The 18,441-nt window shown below is 37.5% G+C and carries 14 protein-coding genes; all 14 read right to left on the bottom strand.

The genetic code is table 11. The annotated features are described in order from the left end of the window. Positions 1–50 precede the first annotated feature (50 nt). Positions 51–1,835 (bottom strand): protein adenylyltransferase SelO, encoded by a 1,785-nt coding sequence (locus tag E2R67_RS11725; protein ID WP_134291144.1) that lies wholly within the window; start codon positions 1,833–1,835, stop codon positions 51–53. Between the two features lie 238 nt (positions 1,836–2,073). Further along, entirely contained in the window at positions 2,074–2,991 is a 918-nt protein-coding gene (locus tag E2R67_RS11720) for a hypothetical protein (protein ID WP_134291143.1), read from the bottom strand. 362 nt (positions 2,992–3,353) lie between these two features. After that, positions 3,354–3,893 carry a hypothetical protein gene (locus tag E2R67_RS11715; RefSeq protein WP_134291142.1) on the bottom strand — a complete coding sequence of 180 codons (540 nt, stop codon included), beginning with the start codon at positions 3,891–3,893 and terminating at the stop codon, positions 3,354–3,356. 131 nt (positions 3,894–4,024) lie between these two features. Continuing rightward, positions 4,025–4,462 carry a hypothetical protein gene (locus E2R67_RS11710; RefSeq protein WP_134291141.1) on the bottom strand — a complete coding sequence of 146 codons (438 nt, stop codon included), beginning with the start codon at positions 4,460–4,462 and terminating at the stop codon, positions 4,025–4,027. 97 nt (positions 4,463–4,559) lie between these two features. Further along, positions 4,560–5,450 (bottom strand): DMT family transporter, encoded by an 891-nt coding sequence (locus E2R67_RS11705; RefSeq protein WP_134291140.1) that lies wholly within the window; start codon positions 5,448–5,450, stop codon positions 4,560–4,562. 165 nt (positions 5,451–5,615) lie between these two features. Next, positions 5,616–6,215: a glutathione S-transferase family protein gene (locus E2R67_RS11700; protein WP_134291139.1), complete on the bottom strand. Its 600-nt coding sequence runs from the start codon at positions 6,213–6,215 to the stop codon at positions 5,616–5,618. Between the two features lie 81 nt (positions 6,216–6,296). After that, complete coding sequence (locus E2R67_RS11695) at positions 6,297–6,818, bottom strand: suppressor of fused domain protein (protein WP_134291138.1); 522 nt, start codon at positions 6,816–6,818, stop codon at positions 6,297–6,299. Positions 6,819–6,935: 117 nt separating this feature from the next. Continuing rightward, a complete protein-coding gene (locus tag E2R67_RS11690; RefSeq protein ID WP_134291137.1) occupies positions 6,936–7,235 on the bottom strand; it encodes a hypothetical protein in 300 nt (99 codons plus the stop codon). 868 nt (positions 7,236–8,103) lie between these two features. Beyond that, on the bottom strand, positions 8,104–8,391 hold the full coding sequence (locus E2R67_RS11685; RefSeq protein WP_134291136.1) for a type II toxin-antitoxin system RelE family toxin: 288 nt from the start codon (positions 8,389–8,391) through the stop codon (positions 8,104–8,106). After that, complete coding sequence (locus E2R67_RS11680; RefSeq protein ID WP_134291135.1) at positions 8,381–8,632, bottom strand: type II toxin-antitoxin system Phd/YefM family antitoxin; 252 nt, start codon at positions 8,630–8,632, stop codon at positions 8,381–8,383. The genes E2R67_RS11685 and E2R67_RS11680 overlap by 11 nt, the downstream gene beginning before the upstream one ends. Positions 8,633–9,733: 1,101 nt before the next feature. Continuing rightward, a complete protein-coding gene (gene leuE, locus E2R67_RS11675) occupies positions 9,734–10,420 on the bottom strand; it encodes a leucine efflux protein LeuE (protein ID WP_134291134.1) in 687 nt (228 codons plus the stop codon). Positions 10,421–10,620: 200 nt separating this feature from the next. Then, complete coding sequence (gene hrpA / locus E2R67_RS11670) at positions 10,621–14,508, bottom strand: ATP-dependent RNA helicase HrpA (protein WP_134291133.1); 3,888 nt, start codon at positions 14,506–14,508, stop codon at positions 10,621–10,623. Positions 14,509–14,663: 155 nt separating this feature from the next. Next, positions 14,664–16,157: a Ppx/GppA phosphatase family protein gene (locus E2R67_RS11665; RefSeq protein ID WP_134291132.1), complete on the bottom strand. Its 1,494-nt coding sequence runs from the start codon at positions 16,155–16,157 to the stop codon at positions 14,664–14,666. Beyond that, on the bottom strand, positions 16,154–18,247 hold the full coding sequence (gene ppk1 / locus E2R67_RS11660) for a polyphosphate kinase 1 (RefSeq protein WP_134291131.1): 2,094 nt from the start codon (positions 18,245–18,247) through the stop codon (positions 16,154–16,156). The genes E2R67_RS11665 and ppk1 overlap by 4 nt, the downstream gene beginning before the upstream one ends. Between the last annotated feature and the right edge of the window lie 194 nt (positions 18,248–18,441).

Raw genomic sequence — 18,441 nt, 5'->3', positions numbered from 1 at the left:
TTTTGGTGTTTATTAACCAAAAAGCATCTCTATTTACAAGGGACTAAACATCACGACGAACAACTAAGATGAGATACGCCACCGAGCTTAAAGAACTCAAGCGGTTTTAGTCGATAATATTTATCTTCCACTTCTTGTGATTGCTCTGCATAAGGTTGTGCCATCACTTCCTGTAGCTCTCGAAGTAAATCGTAATTTCCAATTGCTGCTTGTTGATAAGCTGGCACAACAAACCACTCTCGTAAAATGTATTTTGGATTAACCAATTTCATTTGTTGAGAGACTTCATCGATGCTTTTATTATTTATATCACAGTCGTGATTAAGCAGCGTTTTCCATGTTGAAAACCATTCAATCCAACGCGTATCCGTTTGGCTAATATCTGACTCATGCACCCTATTTTTATTTAACGTATTAAGCGAATTATTGTAAAAACTCTTTTTTAGCGGACGAATATCATCGGGTATTGCAGAGAGCTCTCGAAATAAAATAGTGTAATCAACAGGTGTTTGTATCATCAGCGTTTGTAGATCGTTAAGTAACACTTTGTGCTCAGTAAAATCTAAACTGCTAAGACCTAACTTGGCAGCCCACATTGATTGCATTTCTGACGCCATCACAACTGCAAATCCACTTTGGATCTCATCCAACGCGAATAAAACCTCTTCCTCAGACGTCAGTAACGGTCGTAATGCAGAACAAAACATATCGAAGTTACATTGTGCTGCTTTGGATTGATTCATAAAAGAGAAGTGATGCCCACCGCCCGTCCAAGGTTGATATTGCGGATTAAACACATCACAAAAACCGAAAGGCCCATAATCCAAAGTAAAGCCACCGGCGGCACAATTATCGCTGTTAAAATTACCTTGGCAAAAACCAACGCGGATCCAACTTGCTATCAAAGACGTCAGGCGACCACGAAATGCCTTTGCCAATAACAGAACTTTTTCAGGCATAGGCAGTTGGCTATCAATCTCATCAGCGTATTCGCGTTCAATCAAATGCAGTACTATTTTCTCTAATTCTTGCATCGCATCAAGACGTTCACTTTCACGAGTTCGACGAGAGAAAAGTTCGATCTGCCCTACACGGATAAACGATGGAGCAACACGTGTTGAAATAGCGACAGCTTCAGTCACAAATTGATCTGGTTTTTCAGAACGCGAGCCTTCCGAATACCATCCACGCTTTACCGTTTCTGTTTTTGAAACATACAAACTCAACGACCGTGATGTAGAAACGCCAAGTGCATGCATATGATCCTGCGCTAAAAATTCACGAACGCTCGATCGTAAAACAGCACGACCATCGGCACCACGACAATAAGGAGTTCGACCTCCCCCTTTTAATTGCATTTCCCAACGTTGACCGTTGATAACCGCTTCCAGCACAGAAATAGCACGACCATCGCCATAGCCATTACCCGTTTGAAACGGACATTGATGCGTGAATTCCACACCGTAAATAGACAGCGCATATCCGGTGGCCCACCCAACTTTGCGCATCGGTGCAGGCACTTGAGAAAGGTCGCCAGAGAATAAGCGAACAAAACCAGCATCTTCAGCTATCGAGTCGGCTAAGCCAAGTTCAGCAAAAAAAGCCTTACTGTGCGCAACGTATTCAGGGTCTTTAATCGGCGTCGGATTCACAGGCACATAATGCCCAGAGAAAACTTGGCGTTCAATATGATCATCACCATTTTTAGTCGCGTCAGGATCGCAGTTAAGCGTGTCCATCAAAGAATAATTGGCTAACTTAGCCAATTCATCGAACGTAGCAATAAGCGGCGTCGATACAGTAAAAGGTTTATGTTGAGGCTGTCGATTCGTCATAATGATTGATACCAGAATTCGCAAAGAGAAATGTTAAGGCGTTATCTTACCTTGTTATTTTGCAGAGTTCTGTATTTGTTGCAAGCAAGGGTTTTGATACGAAAGAATGGTGAGCAGATTATGTTTAGAAGGAGTGTGTTAGCAAATACCTATTTATATGCAATCCTCTGCTAATAAAACTTAGCAGAGGATAATTTGCGTTAGCTCCTTTTACTACAAATAAAAGGCACTGAAACCACTACTTATAGGTATGGCTATAACTTTCAATTATTTCCGCTGATAATGGAAAATTTAATTTAGCAATAATCCTATTGATATAAGCGCCAGAGCCACCAATGCAAGCCGAAGAGCTACCATTCAATAGCAATTTCCCCGCTTCTTCTCCAAATCGTAGTTTAAAGTTATAACAATAGTCTGTTTCCCATAACTTATTATCATGATCAGTAAAGTAAAGCGTGTCCAATTGGTAAATGTTCTTCCATTTATATTCGCCCCTTTCATCATAACCATCACCATCACGAACGACATCATCAACGTATAAAACTTGCAATTTGGGTACTGAATTCATGCCTTCGCTTCTACGTTGTGGTCCATCTCTATCACTGCCAATTTTATTTTTACTATTTTCAACAAAAGTTAAACATGCAACTTCAAAAAAAACATCATTGTCTTTACTCCAAGAGCTTGGCACTGCAAACATATTTTCATAACCCGCTATAGGACATTTTTCAGGTGCTTTATACTGAGAGTTTAATGTGCTTTCACATTGTGTCTTATTAGTTTGCAGTGCTTTTTCTGCTTTAGGGTTGTGACGACTAGAGTCACTGACCATCCATTGTGCATAAACATCATCACTTAAAGCTAAACAGCCTAAAGAATCATTTAACTTTTTTCGGTAATACATTAAGTCATTGATCAACCATAAACCTTGATTGAGGAGAGGGTCAGCTTCCTTAGTCATCTGATAGTAACTACATTGGTTTTCATAATAGGTTGATAATGTTTCTTCTGCGCCTTTGTAATTTTTACTATTTGATTGTTTTAATGCATCCGCTCTAAGGGATTTTATTTCGCTTGTGGTGCAATTGGCAAAGCTAAGTGAGCTGAAAGATAACAACGCGAAACATAGCAATATTTTTTTTAGGTGATAAGTCATTGGCTAGCGTGCTCTGTAGAAATAAAGTGATTTAAATACATTAACATTAATTGGTTTTTAGACAAATAAAAGGAATAAAACAAGTCAGAACTAAATACTTCCACAATCAAATTCTATGTATTTTTGATGATGAGAATAATTCATGATTTAGCATATAAGATAAAGATGATCGCTGTAAGGTCACGAATAGAGGAAGTTGTCTCAATCTCAAAATAAACAACGCGACCGAGATCCAGCTAACCTTCTGCAAAACATGGTTCGGATAAATTGCAGGACGCTCAATAACTGAATCGTAAAGCGATGATTTTAATATAAGTAACGAATGGTTGTTGAGAGTTTCTTTCTCTCACTATCCGTTTATTTTAAACAGATAAACACAGCTCAAAAACAAGGCCTGATAATGCGGATTTTTCATAGGTATTTTTAAAATGTTCGGTAACATAAAATGCATTTTGAAGGGACTCGGGAACTTGAAAAATCGTAACGGAATTCAACTTACTATGGACAAATGCCGGTTTTATTAAACGTCCAAGTTTTCCATTTCGCCGTATATGCCACTCAGAAGCTTTTGCGTTAAAACAGTCAATTTCATTATTAGGATTGAATGCAAATAGCGTTTTTTCTTCAACGACAAGTTCAAATAATTCACCATTCATCTTCAATAGTTCACTAAGTGAATCCATTGCTTTTTCATTAAACGCAAAAAATCCCGGTGTAATTTGCGTTATATCAGCAATTTTTTCAACGCCTTCCTGTGTTGCATATCGCATTAAAGGAGCTTGCCATAGCTGCAACTTTGAAGTGCCGTTTATCCACAGATTTCCACCGTCTAAATCTGCTTCATGTTCAGGGACCAACAAACGATAATTTTCCACGTCAAAAGAAACACTGTATACCTTCATGATGCTATTTCCTAATGTGAAATTAATGAATATCCAAAACGTCTATTACCATTAATGAAGCAAACTTTTATTACTCACTTTATACTTTTAAAGCATAAAACAAGTAGCAGAAAATTAACTTACCTAACGGTTTAGAAAGTTTTTTGATAATTGATAATGGCCTGTAAACTAAAGGTATTTTCAGGCTCTGTTTCTAGGTTATTAGCTAAATAAATTAAGTACTCACCGTTTTCTTGAAATATTTTCTCTCGCATTTTTCTCCCCTCTTTCCAAACAACTCCTTCAAGAGAATCAATATCAATCTCTATTATTTTAGCGCTATCAAATTTTGCTTGAGGTAAATAAAAGATAGAAGACTGTGAATCCTGAACAATATACCAATGGTTATTGGGCGTCCTAATTGACAGGCTACTTGGGTGAATCGCTGGCAGAGAAACCTTTAAAATATCTTGCTGCAAAGCTTTTTTGTCTATAGAAATACCATCCTCACCATTATATGAGCCCGTTTCAATAGATTGACATGAGATCAATAAAGGCAGAATAAAAAAGCCTAAATACTTATAAAACATGATAACTCCAACTAGAATGATACGTTCTGGATGACTTTAACTAATAAAAATCTGATTTTATTATCCTAAATTAACAAGTGTCTCGCACTTATTATTCTTATTTAATCACAACCCGCTTACGTGTTAAGGCTATCCCTAGAATGATTAACAACATTGCTGCTAGGCTTTGCCATTCAATAGCTTCTCCCAAAAGAAGTGCGCCAGTAAAATAGGCCACGATTGGAATCACATAATTAATGTATGAAAGGAACGTAGGACCTGCCGAACCAATAACTGCGAACAAAAGAATGGTGGCTAACGCAGTCGGACCGATACCTAACCACAACATAGATAACGAGGCTTTTAAAGAATAACTTTGTTGCCATGGTAAATCTTGCCACAGCCAAAATGGCACTATCACGATACTGGAAATAATCATCACGCCAGCCGATGTTACTACAGGGTGATAAGAAGGTAATCTTTTCACCAAAATGGCATTGATCGCATAACTAAAAGTAGCGAGTAAAATCAATAGTCCACTCAGCAAGTTACTATGAGTTCCTACTAACGACGGCCAAAGCACAATAGCCACGCCAGTAATACCTAACAAAAACCCAAAGATTTTAAAGCGATTAAGGCTTTCCCCTGATACAAAATAATGCGCCAAAATCATTGTCGCCAACGGCATAAATGCCATCAACAATCCTGTAATACCCGAGCTAACATCTTTCTGACCTGTTGAGATAAGAAGAAATGGCAACAAATTCCCCATCACCCCCATCAGTAAAAATACCGCCCAAGCCAACGGCTCCACAGGCAAGCGCCACCCCTTCGCATACATAAAGAGCGTTAGAATAATTGCCGCAATCAAAACCCTAAGCGAGACAATAGCCACAGGGCTAAAGCTTTGCAGTGAGACAGCGGTAAACATAAAAGACGTCCCCCACAGCAGAATGAGTAACAGCAGAAAAAGCCAATCTTTAATAGAAGGTGTGTAGTTGTGAGGCATGTATTTTATCCAATTAGCGTGTTTAATAGGTAAATATGACTAGAGAGTTTACCCGACAACCTCCCACTTTGGGGATAAATTTAATATGGCGAGAGTGAATACACAATGGTTAAAACCTGTAATCTATTGATTTTATTGAGATTAGCTAATGGGTTACCAAGACTATTATGCTTGTGGTTCTGAAACCACAACACTGTCATTTGCCCTTATGTACATCAAATGCTTGTCGTAAAAGCCGTTTCTCGCACAACCATGTTGCAACACTTTTTTGTAGATTGAAGCCACAAATATATCGGCTACGCTAAAGTCGTTACCCACTGCAAATCCTGATTCACAACAGATCGATATACTTAACTTTTCTAAGCAACGCATAATCCAGTCCCCACGAAGTCCTCGCTTTGAAGTCTCATCTAACTCTGGACGCATAAACCTTAATACTGTTCTGTTTTGGGGAGAGTGAATACTAGAGTTTACATACTCACAAACTCTGCGGATGTGAGTTTTTTCATTGAGGCTTTTGCCAAATAAGCTTGGATTAGGAAAGCGTTCTTCCAAATACTCAATAATTGCCATTGATTCAGAAAATACCGAGCCATCGACACAAAGAGATGGGACATAGCCAAAAGGATTTATATCTAGGTATGTTGTCGTTAGTTCGTCAGAGCTGATCTCAATTCTATCGTAACGTATACCCTTAAAATTGAGTACCCACTCCACCCTTTCAGAACTATTCGAGCCTTTTGCGCTATAGAGCGAAACTTCCATACATCCTCCCGAAAAGCATAACGCCTACAACACAGGTAAAATTGGAGTGCAACGGATATTTTATCCGAGTGTTTGTACTTGTTATGCGTCAAATGCAACAATGTCTCTGTTTGTGTTTTCAAAATAATCCAATAATGCGTCGTAACCATTTTCTAGCTTAATGCCATAGTGAGTTTCGTTTAATGGTACAACTAGATGAAATCTAAGTTCTCTATTGCCAACTGTTTCAATACTAGGCAAATCATCCAAAGCCATCGCTGGGATAGTTATTAATAGTGCAATCCAATTATGGTCATTAAAATAGCTATTCTGCGTTTTTACGGTATGCATTGAACAAAGATGAGCCGTTTGCTCATTGTATGACTGCACGGAAGCTAATTCTAAAGAAATCTTTTTAGCATCTCCGTCTGAGAAAGTTAAATAGCAATCATCTGATTCTAAAGGAAATGAGAAAATAAGGTTTATAGGATCTTTATCTTCTCCAACCTGAAAATATCCAGCCCTATAACCATTTGGAATTTCAAAGGCTTGCAAGGGCTTTTCGGAGCCTAATGCTTCTGATAGGTATAGGTATAATGAGCTTTCAAATTTAGAAAATTTCATACTTAGTCCGAATTGACGTATAACGCCAGCTTCTACAGCTGGAAATTGAGGAGGCCTGTCTTTTTAGGCCGGAATAATTGGAAGTCTGCAGTAAGCTTTTGTTATGTGATTTTTGCACTATAGCCACCTATTACATGCTGTACTTTCAACTATTCTCTTGTACACACTATCTTCGATAATGCTAGATTCACTAAGATTATCAAGAATAGACTCCAATTGTTCCAGATCTTCATGACATCCACAATTCTTACTCAAGGCTGGTTCTGCAACAGACAGAACTTCGCCAAAATCTTGAGATGATAACTTCGCATGTGCTTCCTTTAACTTTTCAGCAACTTGCTTTTTTAAAGAAAATAAGTCCTCTGTCTCATTCATTTGAGTAAGAATATTCTCGATATCTAAAATGTAAGAATTCATACCAAACCCTATTTCACATAACAGTATATTATCCATAATTCACGATAAGAACGGATTATGGAATATCAAAAATAGTAAAAATAGTAAAAATAGTAAAAATAGTAAAAATAGTAAAACAATAATAATTAAAACATTTCCTGTCAAAGCTTTATAAGAAAATAAGTCATTTTTTTATGCTTATTTAGAAGGCATTAACTTTGTAGAAACTAAGCACTGCGTCATACTCAGCTTTTTTGTGCTGAGTATGACGCAGACATAAATAAATTAAATATTATAAATCAATTAATTAGAAGTTTATCTATGTAGGAAGAGTGCATTTTAATGCTCACTTTCCACACAAAAAATAACACGATGCCATAAAACTCATTACAACGATGCAACACACAACAACAGTAATAAGAATCCATTCTTAAAGAGCGTTAAGCAAACGAGCCTGATATTTTACTTACCAAAGGTGGCTTAAAAGCCACGTCCCTAAAGCTCGATAATAAAGACATAAACGACACACAATACAGGAACGATCTCCCCACCGTTGAGCTTTCCCAAATGATGGATAACTTTCAGCAACAGCAAACAGGACGTTTGCTGTAAGTTCATCCGATACACGGACGTATCGTATGAACTGGTGCGTTAAGGAAGCTTATTTAAAAGGTATGAGCATCATTTGGATAAGAAAGCGATTCGGTGGCCAGTCTTTTTGCTTACTTTATTCTTCTGGTAAGAAAAAGTATGTCGCCGACAGGGCGAAATCACTGCAAATAACAATCAAGCTGACTAGATGAGCGCAGACGAGTTAAGGTTTAATGTGTTATTGCAGATTTTATAAGTTGGAAATATAAATCCCCACTGATTAACTTGTTATGCAATTTTACTCAAATCGTGATGCTAGTTTTTTGTATATTGCATCTTTATCACGCTTACCGATTGCTAAAACATACACTACAATTTCACCATCTATCACTTCATAGGCTAAGCGATAACCTGCTGTTCTAAGTTTAATTTTATAAACTGAATCATAACCACGTAGCTTAGCCGAAGGTATGTGTGGATTTTCAAGCCGCTCTGCTAATTTTTTCTTAAATTGACTTTGAATTGGTGGTGCTAATTTACTCCATTCTTTTTTAGCTGCAGGAAGAAATTTTAACTTATAACTCATCTAGGTTAACTTCCACAGCTTCCGACAAATCAGAACGACGAGCTTCAACCAACTTCCCAAGCTCATAGTCATCTAACATCTCCATTAAATTTTCATATGTTTCTGCTGGCACTAAGTAAGCAGCTGGCTTGTTGTGATTTAAAATTGCAATTGCAGAACCATCGGCCTCATTTAAAAGTGCTGTTGGGTTTTTCTTTAACTCTGAAATGCTCGCTGAACAGTCAGCTAGAACCTGCCTCATATTTACCACCAATTTAGTATTAATTTAAGCCCTAACTTTAGACCTCTTTTGACAGGAATGCTATTCTTTTTGCTTGTTGCAGAAAAGATCGTGGACAGGCACAAACTGATATTAGCAATATCAATTCATTACAATAAAAATTTGAACAATGTGGCTACGACAGCCCCACCGCTGAGCTTTCCCAATCTGTGAGTTTATTTTAAGTAAAGCCAAACAGGATGTTTGGATTAGTTGAGGCTAGTGCATGGAGCGATGTATGCTACAGCATAGTTTACGAGCGGATTAAGCTCTGCGTATCCTTTGCACGTCCGAAACGGTACGTTTAAAATAAGCGAATAGATTGGATTAGAAAGCGATTCGGTGGCCAGTCTTTTTGCCTCCTTTTTCTTCTGGTAAGAAAAAGATGGTCGCCGACAGGGCGAAAACACTGTTAATAAAAATAAAGCAGACAGGACGAGCGCAGACGAGCTGATGCTTTCAGCAAAAAGACTAAATACTGAAGTATCCATTTAGAAAAGAGGAATTTAACTTAACAAAGGTGGCTTAAAAGCCACGTCCCTAAAGCACTAGAATAAAAATATAAACGACACACAATACAGGAACGACAGCCCCACCGTAGAGCTTTCCCAAATCATTAATTGCTTTTAGCAAACCCAAACAGGACGTTTGGGTTAGGCTCGTTCTGGCCATGGATGGCCAGCAAGAGCCGGTGCGTTATAAAAGCAATTTATTATTTGGAGCAGAAAGCGATTCGGTGGTCAGTTTCTTTGCCAACTTTCTTTTCTGATAAAAGAAAGTTCGGTCGCCGACAGGGCGAAAACACTGTTAATAAACATCAAGCTGACTGAACGAGCGTAGACGAGCCATCAAAAAAACAGATCACAGCAAGTAATTTACTAACTATGCATTCCCACAGAGGACAATGGGAACAAGGAATCTTATTTACCAAAGGTGGCTTAAAAGCCACGTCCCAAAAACACAGCAACCTATTTATTAACTATGCAAAAACTATGCATTCCCACAGAGGACAGTAGGAACGAGGAAACAGTGAACAATGAGAACAAGAAATAGAAACTAGCCCTTTCACAGAAAACCAAAAACCTAACTCGCACTCGCTAATGCCAACTTAACCGCAAAACCCACAAACCCAATCCCAACACCACCAGCTGAAATCGAACTCACTTTTTTGCGTTTACGAAAACTCTCAGCTAATCGTTGCCCTGCATAAATCAACACAGTGAGATAAATGAAACTTAATGATTGAATGGTCAACGCTAATATCAAAAATGGGATCGCAGGTTGTGGGTAGTTAGGGTCAACAAACTGTGCAAAAAATGAAAGGAAAAATAAAATCGCTTTCGGGTTTAATAAGCTCACCAATAATGCTTTTTTAAAAGCTTTAGTGCCCGTTGTCTTTTTAATCTTAAGTGAGTTTTGTAATTGTTGTTCACCTTCTTGGCTTGAACTGCGCCATGAATTGATCGCATCACGTATCAGGTTGTAACCAATATAAATTAGATAAGCCGCGCCAAGATATTTGATCACACTAAAAATTGCAGGATACGTATTAATAACAGTCACAGCGCCTAAAGCTGTTGCTAAAATAAGAATTGAATCTCCCAACAACACACCAACAACGGCTGACCAGCCGACTTGTGCGCCTTGACGCGCAGCAAGCGCTAACACATAGAGCGAGTTAGGGCCGGGCAATAAAATCACAAATACAGCCCCAATAAAATAGGTTAGATAATTTAACACGCCCACGTTTTGTAAATTTAATAATTCCATACTCGACCTATTTTCAGAAATGACTAGCACACCAAGTTACTTAATCGTTTCTCATTAATAACCAGTTTTAAAAGCGACAAAATATAAACAGCTAAAATTTAATCAAATTAGGGCGTGGCTTTTAAGCTACTTTTTTCAAAAAAGCAGGATGAATCCTGCATCCCAACATCAAGTTATAAAGCGCTACTTTTAACTTAACTTTACCCTTTCAACTCAGTTAATTTCAAACGAATACGTTTAGCTGAAATTGGATATGGCGTGCCTAGTTGTTGTGCAAACAAGGACACTCTTAACTCTTCCAACATCCAATATACTTCAGCTAGTTCTGGGCTTTCCGTTTCATCGGTTAATAAGCTTTTACAGAGAGCACGGTAACGTTCTTCAAGATCATGTAACTCGATGGTATTGAGTCGGTCTTGGTTTGGATTAACCGGCAACTTCTCTAAACGTTTTTGTAATGCCAATAAGTAACGCTTAATATCGTTGAGTTTTGCTTCACCCACTTGGCAAACAAAGCCGGGGAAGATAAGACGTTCGAGTTGCGATTTAATATCGCCTTGTGCCACTAACATGCTTAAGTCAGCTTTGCCTTTTAGCTTTTTACTGACAGCATGAGCGAGTGTTAATACTTCTTCCACTTGCTGTGTGATCGCTAAAGTTTTATCTGCTAATTCTGCACGCACTTTTTCTTTCTGTATTTCAAATTCAGGCGCTTCTTGAGGATGAATTTCACCTTCTAAAATGGCATCCACGGCACAACTAATACAATCATCAATTAAGTCTTTCACTTGTCCGAATGGATTAAAGTACAAACCTAGCTTTGCTTTATTCGGTAAGCTTTGTTGTAAATATTTAATCGGTGATGGTACGTTTAATAGGATCAAACGACGCACACCGGCTTGGTTAAAACGCTTGGCTTTTTCTTCGCTATCAAATAATTCTATCGCGACACTTTTGTTTTTATCCACTAACGCTGGGTAAGCTTTGACTTCATAACCGCCGTGATCTTTTTTGAATGACTTCGGTACTTTCCCAAAATCCCATTCCGTTAAATCTGATTTTTCAATGCCTTGTTTAGACACTTTAGATAGCGTTTGTTTTACTTTGCCTTTTAGGTCATGTTGTAGCTGTTTTAAATCAGTGCCTACTGCGACGCTTTTTTGTTTATCGTCAATGACATTAAACTTCATACGTAAATGCGTAGGTAATGCATTTATATCCCATGCATCGTCAGGAATTCGTACGCCTGTCATTCGTAACAATTGCTTTTCAAAGGCTTCCAATAAAGAACCTTGTAACGGCGCTAAATTCGCCATCGCTGCTTCTGCGTAGTTGGGCGCAGGTACAAAATTACGACGAATTGGTTTCGGTAGCGTTTTAATTAAAGCAACAAGTAACTCTTCACGTAACGCAGGAATTTGCCAATCAAACCCTTGATCGGATATTTGATTCAATAACGCTAAGGGAATATTCACCGTCACACCATCTTGCGCTGTGCCTGGTTCAAAGGCGTAATTAAGCTGTAAACGGAAGTCACCTTGCTGCCAATGATCTGGGTAAGCATTCGCAGTCACTTTATCAGCATCATGCGCCATTACTTGATCGCGCTGATAGTTTAGTAAATCAGGCTGTTGTTTCTTCTCTTTATTCCACCAGCTATCAAACTGCTTCGCGCTGCAGACATTTTGCGGCACGATTTCATCGTAAAATAAGAACAAGGTTTCATCGTCCACTAAAATATCGCGGCGACGAGACTTATGCTCTAACTCTTCAATATCATTTAATAACGCTTGGTTATCTTTGAAGAATTGATGACGCGTTTCAAACTCCCCTTCTACTAAAGCATGGCGAATAAATAATTCTCGACAAAGCACTGGGTCAATATGCGTGTAAATCACTTTGCGTTTACTGACTACAGGAATGCCATATAACGTTTGTGTTTCAAAGGCTCCCACAACGCCCGATTTTTTCTGCCAATGAGGTTCAGCATAACTACGCTTTATTAAATGTTGCGCTTGATGTTCAACCCATTCCGGTTTGATACGTGCGGCAACTCGAGCAAATAGTTTTGAGGTTTCAACAAGCTCTGCAAACATGCCCCATTTAGGCTGTTTCTTAAATAAACCAGAACCAGGGAACATAAAGAATTTACTGTTACGTGCGCCTAGATATTCTGCATCTTTGTCTTTTAAACCAATATGCGAGAGTAAACCTGCTAATAACGCTTGATGAATACTGTCAAAGTTAGCGGGTTCACTGCTCACTTTTATATCTAACTCATCGGTTACTTGTTTGATTTGCGTGTAGATATCTTGCCATTCGCGTACACGCATATAGGCTAAGAAATCCTTTTGGCACATCTTACGGAACTGGCCACTGCTCAATTCTTGACGTTGTTCGTTAATGTAATTCCATAGATTTACATAAGTAATAAAGTCTGAATCTTTGTCTTGGAAACGTCTATGTTTTTCATCGGACGCTTGTTGTTTATCCATTGGACGTTCACGCGGATCTTGAATACTTAATGCCGCACTGATCACCATCACTTCGTGCACACAGTTAAATTCTTTCGCTGCTAATATCATTCGCGCTAAACGCGGATCGACAGGTAATTTAGCAAGTTGACGCCCTAATGGTGTGAGTTTTTTACGTGGGTCTTTGGCTTTTAGGTTAACCGCGCCGAGCTCTTCTAATAGACTTAAACCATCTTTAATATTTCTATCTTCAGGCGGCTCTACAAAGGGGAATTTATTTAACTCACCCAAACCCAACGATAACATTTGTAAAATAACTGACGATAAGTTGGTACGTAAAATTTCAGGATCGGTAAATTCAGGACGCCCGTTAAAATCTTCTTCGCTAAATAAGCGAATACACACACCTTCACTGACACGACCACAACGTCCTTTACGCTGATTTGCGCTGGCTTGCGATATTGCTTCGATTGGTAAACGTTGTACTTTAGTACGATAGCTATAACGGCTAATACGCACAGTTCCCGTATCGATAACGTATTTAATGCCGGGAATGGTTAAAGAGGTTTCAGCAACATTGGTCGCTAATACAATACGTTGACCTCGATGCCCTTGGAATATTTTGTTTTGTTCCGCCACACTCAAACGTGCAAACAAAGGTAACACTTCCGTATCGCGTAATTTACGTTTAGTTAATGCTTCAGCCGTATCGCGAATTTCACGTTCACCATTCATAAAAATAAGAATGTCACCGCGACCTAAACTCTGTAATTCATCAACCGCTTGGAAAATGCCTTCAATTTGGTCGCCTGCTGCGTATTCTTCTAACGGACGATATAAGGTTTCTACAGGGAAAGTACGACCTGACACTTCGATAATAGGCGCAGCTTTACCGCGTTTATCACAAAAGTGTTGCGCAAAGCGTTCTGGGTCAATGGTCGCTGAGGTGATGATCACTTTTAAGTCTGGACGTTTTGGTAATAGGCGTTTTAAATATCCCATTAAGAAATCGATATTCAAACTACGCTCATGCGCTTCATCGATGATGATCGTATCGTACTGACTTAAGAATTTGTCGTTTTGGATTTCGGCTAATAAAATACCGTCGGTCATTAATTTAATGTAAGACTTGTCGCTGACTTTATCGGTAAAACGAACACGATAACCAACGGTTTCACCTAACTCAGAGTCAAGTTCATCAGCGATACGATTGGCAACCGTACGCGCCGCTAAACGCCTTGGTTGTGTATGACCAATTAAGCCTGATACGCCACGCCCAAGCTGTAAACAGATTTTAGGAATTTGCGTGGTTTTACCAGAGCCTGTTTCACCTGCGATAATCACCACTTGGTTATTCGCAATCGCTTCGGCTATTTCATCTTTCTTTTCACTGACAGGTAAGTTGGGATAAGTGACTTCAGGCAAATTATCTAAACGTTGCTTACGTTTATCCATCGACACTTGAATATCGATAGCAATTTTAGTCAGACTTTCTTCTACTTTTCCTGGTGTTTTAAGGTTTTTAAGATCGTCGATACGTCGCTTTAAGCGAAATTGATCTTTATATAACACGTCATTTAAATGGTCTTTCAAAGTAGTAGCAGAAATGGTCAAAACAAATACCTAACAGAAACAAAAAACCGATCCTAGCAAGGCTATTGTAAAAAGGATAGTAACAGTGGGAGCTTTCTTTTTTGAATTATAAAATATATGCTTTTTACAATAATTTACACTTATTATAATCTAGGTTCAGAAATATTTTTTGCGCTTTATAACTCAATCGGATCGGATATGACTTTTAAAGACAATCCCGCTTTTCGCTGCAAAGCAATTTCTTTTTCTAACAAACCAAAAAACTCACCATTTTTAAATAAACTAGCAGGCAAAATCATGTGTAATTCTTGCCCATGATAAGAAATCTTGGTGCTTTGCAATGGAAATTCACGACGCCCCATGGTTAAAATAATAGCCAGTCGTAACAGTTGTATGAGCTGTAAATACTTTTCTTGAGTTAACAAGTCAAAGGATTTGATGAAATCAATTTTCCCACGGTGATGCCCCACCATTGACGATATGATTTGTTGCTCTTGTTCACTAAAACCAGGCATAGTTGAATTTTCTAAAATATAAGCACCATGTTTTTGTCTTTTTTTAGAGTTAATATTTAAACCTATTTCATGTAATAGAGACGCATATTGTAAGAACATGAAAGCACTATCTGAAAGTTTATTATTCTGCGCGATTAGTTGCTCGTTAAATAGTTGTAATTGTAATAAAACACGCTTACTAAAAACTTGGTCGACATTATGTAAATCGAGTAAATTGTTAACAGTACGATCACGTGGTGCAATATCTTCTTGAGTATTGTTTAACCCATACAATACTCCTTCTCGTAAAGCAGCACTGCTGACTTCGATTTCTTTTATTGCAAAAAGATCCATCAGGCTACTAATGATACTCAACGCACTTGCTATAATAACAAAACGACTTAGCTCCAAAGACTCTAAACGAATATTATCTCCGTTTTTAGATTTAATAAAACGTTGAATTAAACGCCTAACACGCTTCTCAGTAATATGACTATCACCATATATTTCAAGCATAATTTGCTTTATTGATTTAAAGGAGCCTGAGGTGCCTAAAACACTCTTCCAACCAATAGCAGTACATTCAGCTAAGATAGGTAATAATGCCTTACGAGCACCAGCTTGTGCTAAACGCATTGTTTTTTCTGTAACAATACCATCACTAAAATAACGTTTAGAAAACGACCGAGAGCCAATTTCAATGCTCTTAGTAAACTTGGTTCTAAATCGTTTACCAATAATTAACTCTGTACTTCCACCACCTATATCAACCACTAACGTTGTGCCTTTAATAGGGTAAGTATGCGCAACACCTTGGTAAATTAATTTAGCTTCATTTTCACCACTGATGATTTTAATAGGATAAGGGAATATTTTTTTTGCTCTATCAAGAAACTCAGCACGATTTTTTGCAACACGTAATGTATAGGTTGCAACCACGCTTACATCTTGACACACTACGCCTGTTAATTGCTTCTTAAACTCAGCTAAGCAATCAAGGCCTCTTTGCATTGCTTTTTCCGATAAGTACAAGTTTTTATCCAAACCACTGGCTAAACGAACGCTACTCTTTTTAGTTAAAACTGTTTGGATACACCCTGTGAGCTCTCTAGCAATGACTAAATGAAAACTATTAGAGCCTAAATCAATAGCAGCTAAATAACGCTCACCACTCATAGGCACCCCTTTATACTTTCTGGAGAAGTATCGGATTGTTGATACTCCCCTTTAAGGTAATCATAAATAACCATTTGAGAGCGAAACGGCGCTTCATTTTCACAAGTTAAATACTTATTCGCTTGCTCTGCATCTAATATTCTCGCTTTACAATTATCAGATAGTTGAATATTAATAATATCGACAATACTTTTTTGGACTTTAGGACAATAAATAGGACAGCCCACTTCAATACGTCGCTCTATGTTACGAGTCATCCAATCGGCAGAAGAAATATAAACTCGTTGTTCGCCACCATTAGAAAATATATATACTCGAGCATGCTCTAAATAACGGTCAACGATACTGATCGCTGAAATATTTTCACTTTGTCCCTTAATACCAGTTGCTAATGCGCAAATCCCCCTAATAATTAAAGTCACTTTTACACCAGCATTATTTGCTTGATAGAGTTTTTGAATAAAGATGTCATCAACTAGGTTGTTAAGCTTGAGTGTGATTTCACTTGGAAAACCTTTCTCTGCAAAATCAATTTCTTTATCAATAAGCTCAGTTAATTTATGACGACTATTACTTGGCGATACAATAAGATGTTTAAATTCAAATTGTAAATATGGATGCTTTATAAATTTAAATACTTGTGCAGCTTCTTTGGTGATTTCAGGTGCACAAGTAAATAAGCTAAAGTCCGTATAAATAGTTGCATTTTTTTCATTAAAGTTACCACTTCCAATATGCGCATAACGTGCTAATTTTTTATCTTCTTTTCTAGTAATAACACAAAGCTTTGCATGTACTTTTAAATTGTTAATACCATAGCTGACTTCGACCCCTGCGTTAGATAATTTTTCCGCCCATTGAATATTAGCTTCTTCATCAAAACGTGCTTGTAACTCAATATTTACATGGACTTTTTTACCATTTTTTACCGCTTCGATTAATGCGGCAATCACTGCTGAACGTTTAGCAACCCGATATAGACAGATTTCAATCTGTGTAACTTGTGGGTCAAATGCCGATTGTCTTAGCCATTCGGTAAAGTAATTAAATTTATGGTATGGGTAATACAATAAAATATCCTGCTCTTTAATAGCAGCGGTCAAGTTACTATGTCCATTAAATGCATCATGGTTTAAGGCAGGTAGTTTTTCATACTCTAACGTACTTGCCCCAATAGATGGGAACTGTAAAAAGTCTTTAAAACTTAAATAGCGATCTCCTTCATTAAGCCGTTTATTAGACTTAATTTTTAATCCTTTTTTTAACACTTCAAGCATAGACTCTGGCATTTTTCGGTCATAAACTAAGCGAACGGGTTCAGCATTTAAACGCGTCCGTAAACCACTCGATACGCTTTCAAATAGACTTTGATTTATTTCTCCGTGCACTTCAAATTCTGCATCACGAGTCAGCTTGATTGAATACGTTCGTATAGAATCAAAATCATAAAAAACATTAAATATTTGTGGCAAACAATGACGAATAATATTATCGATTAAAATAATATTTTTTTGCACTATTTTATCTGGTGCAGGAAGCTCTATAAAACGAGGAACCTCACTTGGCACTTCAACTAAAGCAAAATGACTTGGTTGATCTACTTTACGTATCTCAACCATTAAATAAGTACAATCATTCTTAATTTGTTCAATAAGATTAATTTTATCGGTAATCATTAAAGGGTGAATATGGCTACTTAACTGATCTTGAAAGTATTTTGTTAACCATTGTTGGTGAAATTCATTTAATTGTTTTTCGTTAATTAAATCGATGTTATTTTCACTTAACTGAGCCAATAGTTCTTGGTAAGTATGGTCAAATTCATCTTGTAATTGTTTCACTTTATCTTGAATAGCAACAAACAACTCTTTTGCTGCTTCTTTTTGTTTTAGCTGACTAAGAAAGGCAACACGACGAACACTGGCAACTCGAACACGATAGAATTCATCAATATTACTTGAATAAATACCTAAAAAACGTAATCGCTCCAATAAAGGAACATTTTTATCTTGTGCTTCCTGTAAAACCCTTTGGTTAAAAGACAACCAGCTTAATTCTCTGTCCAAGTATTGTTTTTGTTCTATTAGCATAAGCTTTCACTCTAAGATTAAATGACCTTAGCGATATAATAATAATAAAACATTGCAACAATATGACTAAAACTAATTTAAGATGATTAAATTTTAAAATTCATTAGGCGAGTATGTTATACCAATCGCGATAAATAGCTTATCTATTTTACACTGACTAAAACAGTTTCATTCAGGCAATAAAAAACCCTCTG

Source organism: Psychromonas algicola, from assembly GCF_004378355.1.
Lineage (GTDB): Bacteria > Pseudomonadota > Gammaproteobacteria > Enterobacterales > Psychromonadaceae > Psychromonas.
The sequence above is the reverse complement of the archived record's forward strand: the minus strand, read 5'-3'. Positions and strand labels throughout refer to the sequence as shown.

Excerpts from the sequence above, each read along its gene's own strand:
- E2R67_RS11725 (WP_134291144.1), bottom strand. The coding sequence starts at position 1,835 with ATGACGAATCGACAGCCTCAACATAAACCTTTTACTGTATCGACGCCG.
- E2R67_RS11720 (WP_134291143.1), bottom strand. The coding sequence starts at position 2,991 with ATGACTTATCACCTAAAAAAAATATTGCTATGTTTCGCGTTGTTATCT.
- E2R67_RS11715 (WP_134291142.1), bottom strand. The coding sequence starts at position 3,893 with ATGAAGGTATACAGTGTTTCTTTTGACGTGGAAAATTATCGTTTGTTG.
- E2R67_RS11710 (WP_134291141.1), bottom strand. The coding sequence starts at position 4,462 with ATGTTTTATAAGTATTTAGGCTTTTTTATTCTGCCTTTATTGATCTCA.
- E2R67_RS11705 (WP_134291140.1), bottom strand. The coding sequence starts at position 5,450 with ATGCCTCACAACTACACACCTTCTATTAAAGATTGGCTTTTTCTGCTG.
- E2R67_RS11700 (WP_134291139.1), bottom strand. The coding sequence starts at position 6,215 with ATGGAAGTTTCGCTCTATAGCGCAAAAGGCTCGAATAGTTCTGAAAGG.
- E2R67_RS11695 (WP_134291138.1), bottom strand. The coding sequence starts at position 6,818 with ATGAAATTTTCTAAATTTGAAAGCTCATTATACCTATACCTATCAGAA.
- E2R67_RS11690 (WP_134291137.1), bottom strand. The coding sequence starts at position 7,235 with ATGAATTCTTACATTTTAGATATCGAGAATATTCTTACTCAAATGAAT.
- E2R67_RS11685 (WP_134291136.1), bottom strand. The coding sequence starts at position 8,391 with ATGAGTTATAAGTTAAAATTTCTTCCTGCAGCTAAAAAAGAATGGAGT.
- E2R67_RS11680 (WP_134291135.1), bottom strand. The coding sequence starts at position 8,632 with ATGAGGCAGGTTCTAGCTGACTGTTCAGCGAGCATTTCAGAGTTAAAG.
- leuE (WP_134291134.1), bottom strand. The coding sequence starts at position 10,420 with ATGGAATTATTAAATTTACAAAACGTGGGCGTGTTAAATTATCTAACC.
- E2R67_RS11665 (WP_134291132.1), bottom strand. The coding sequence starts at position 16,157 with ATGAGTGGTGAGCGTTATTTAGCTGCTATTGATTTAGGCTCTAATAGT.
- ppk1 (WP_134291131.1), bottom strand. The coding sequence starts at position 18,247 with ATGCTAATAGAACAAAAACAATACTTGGACAGAGAATTAAGCTGGTTG.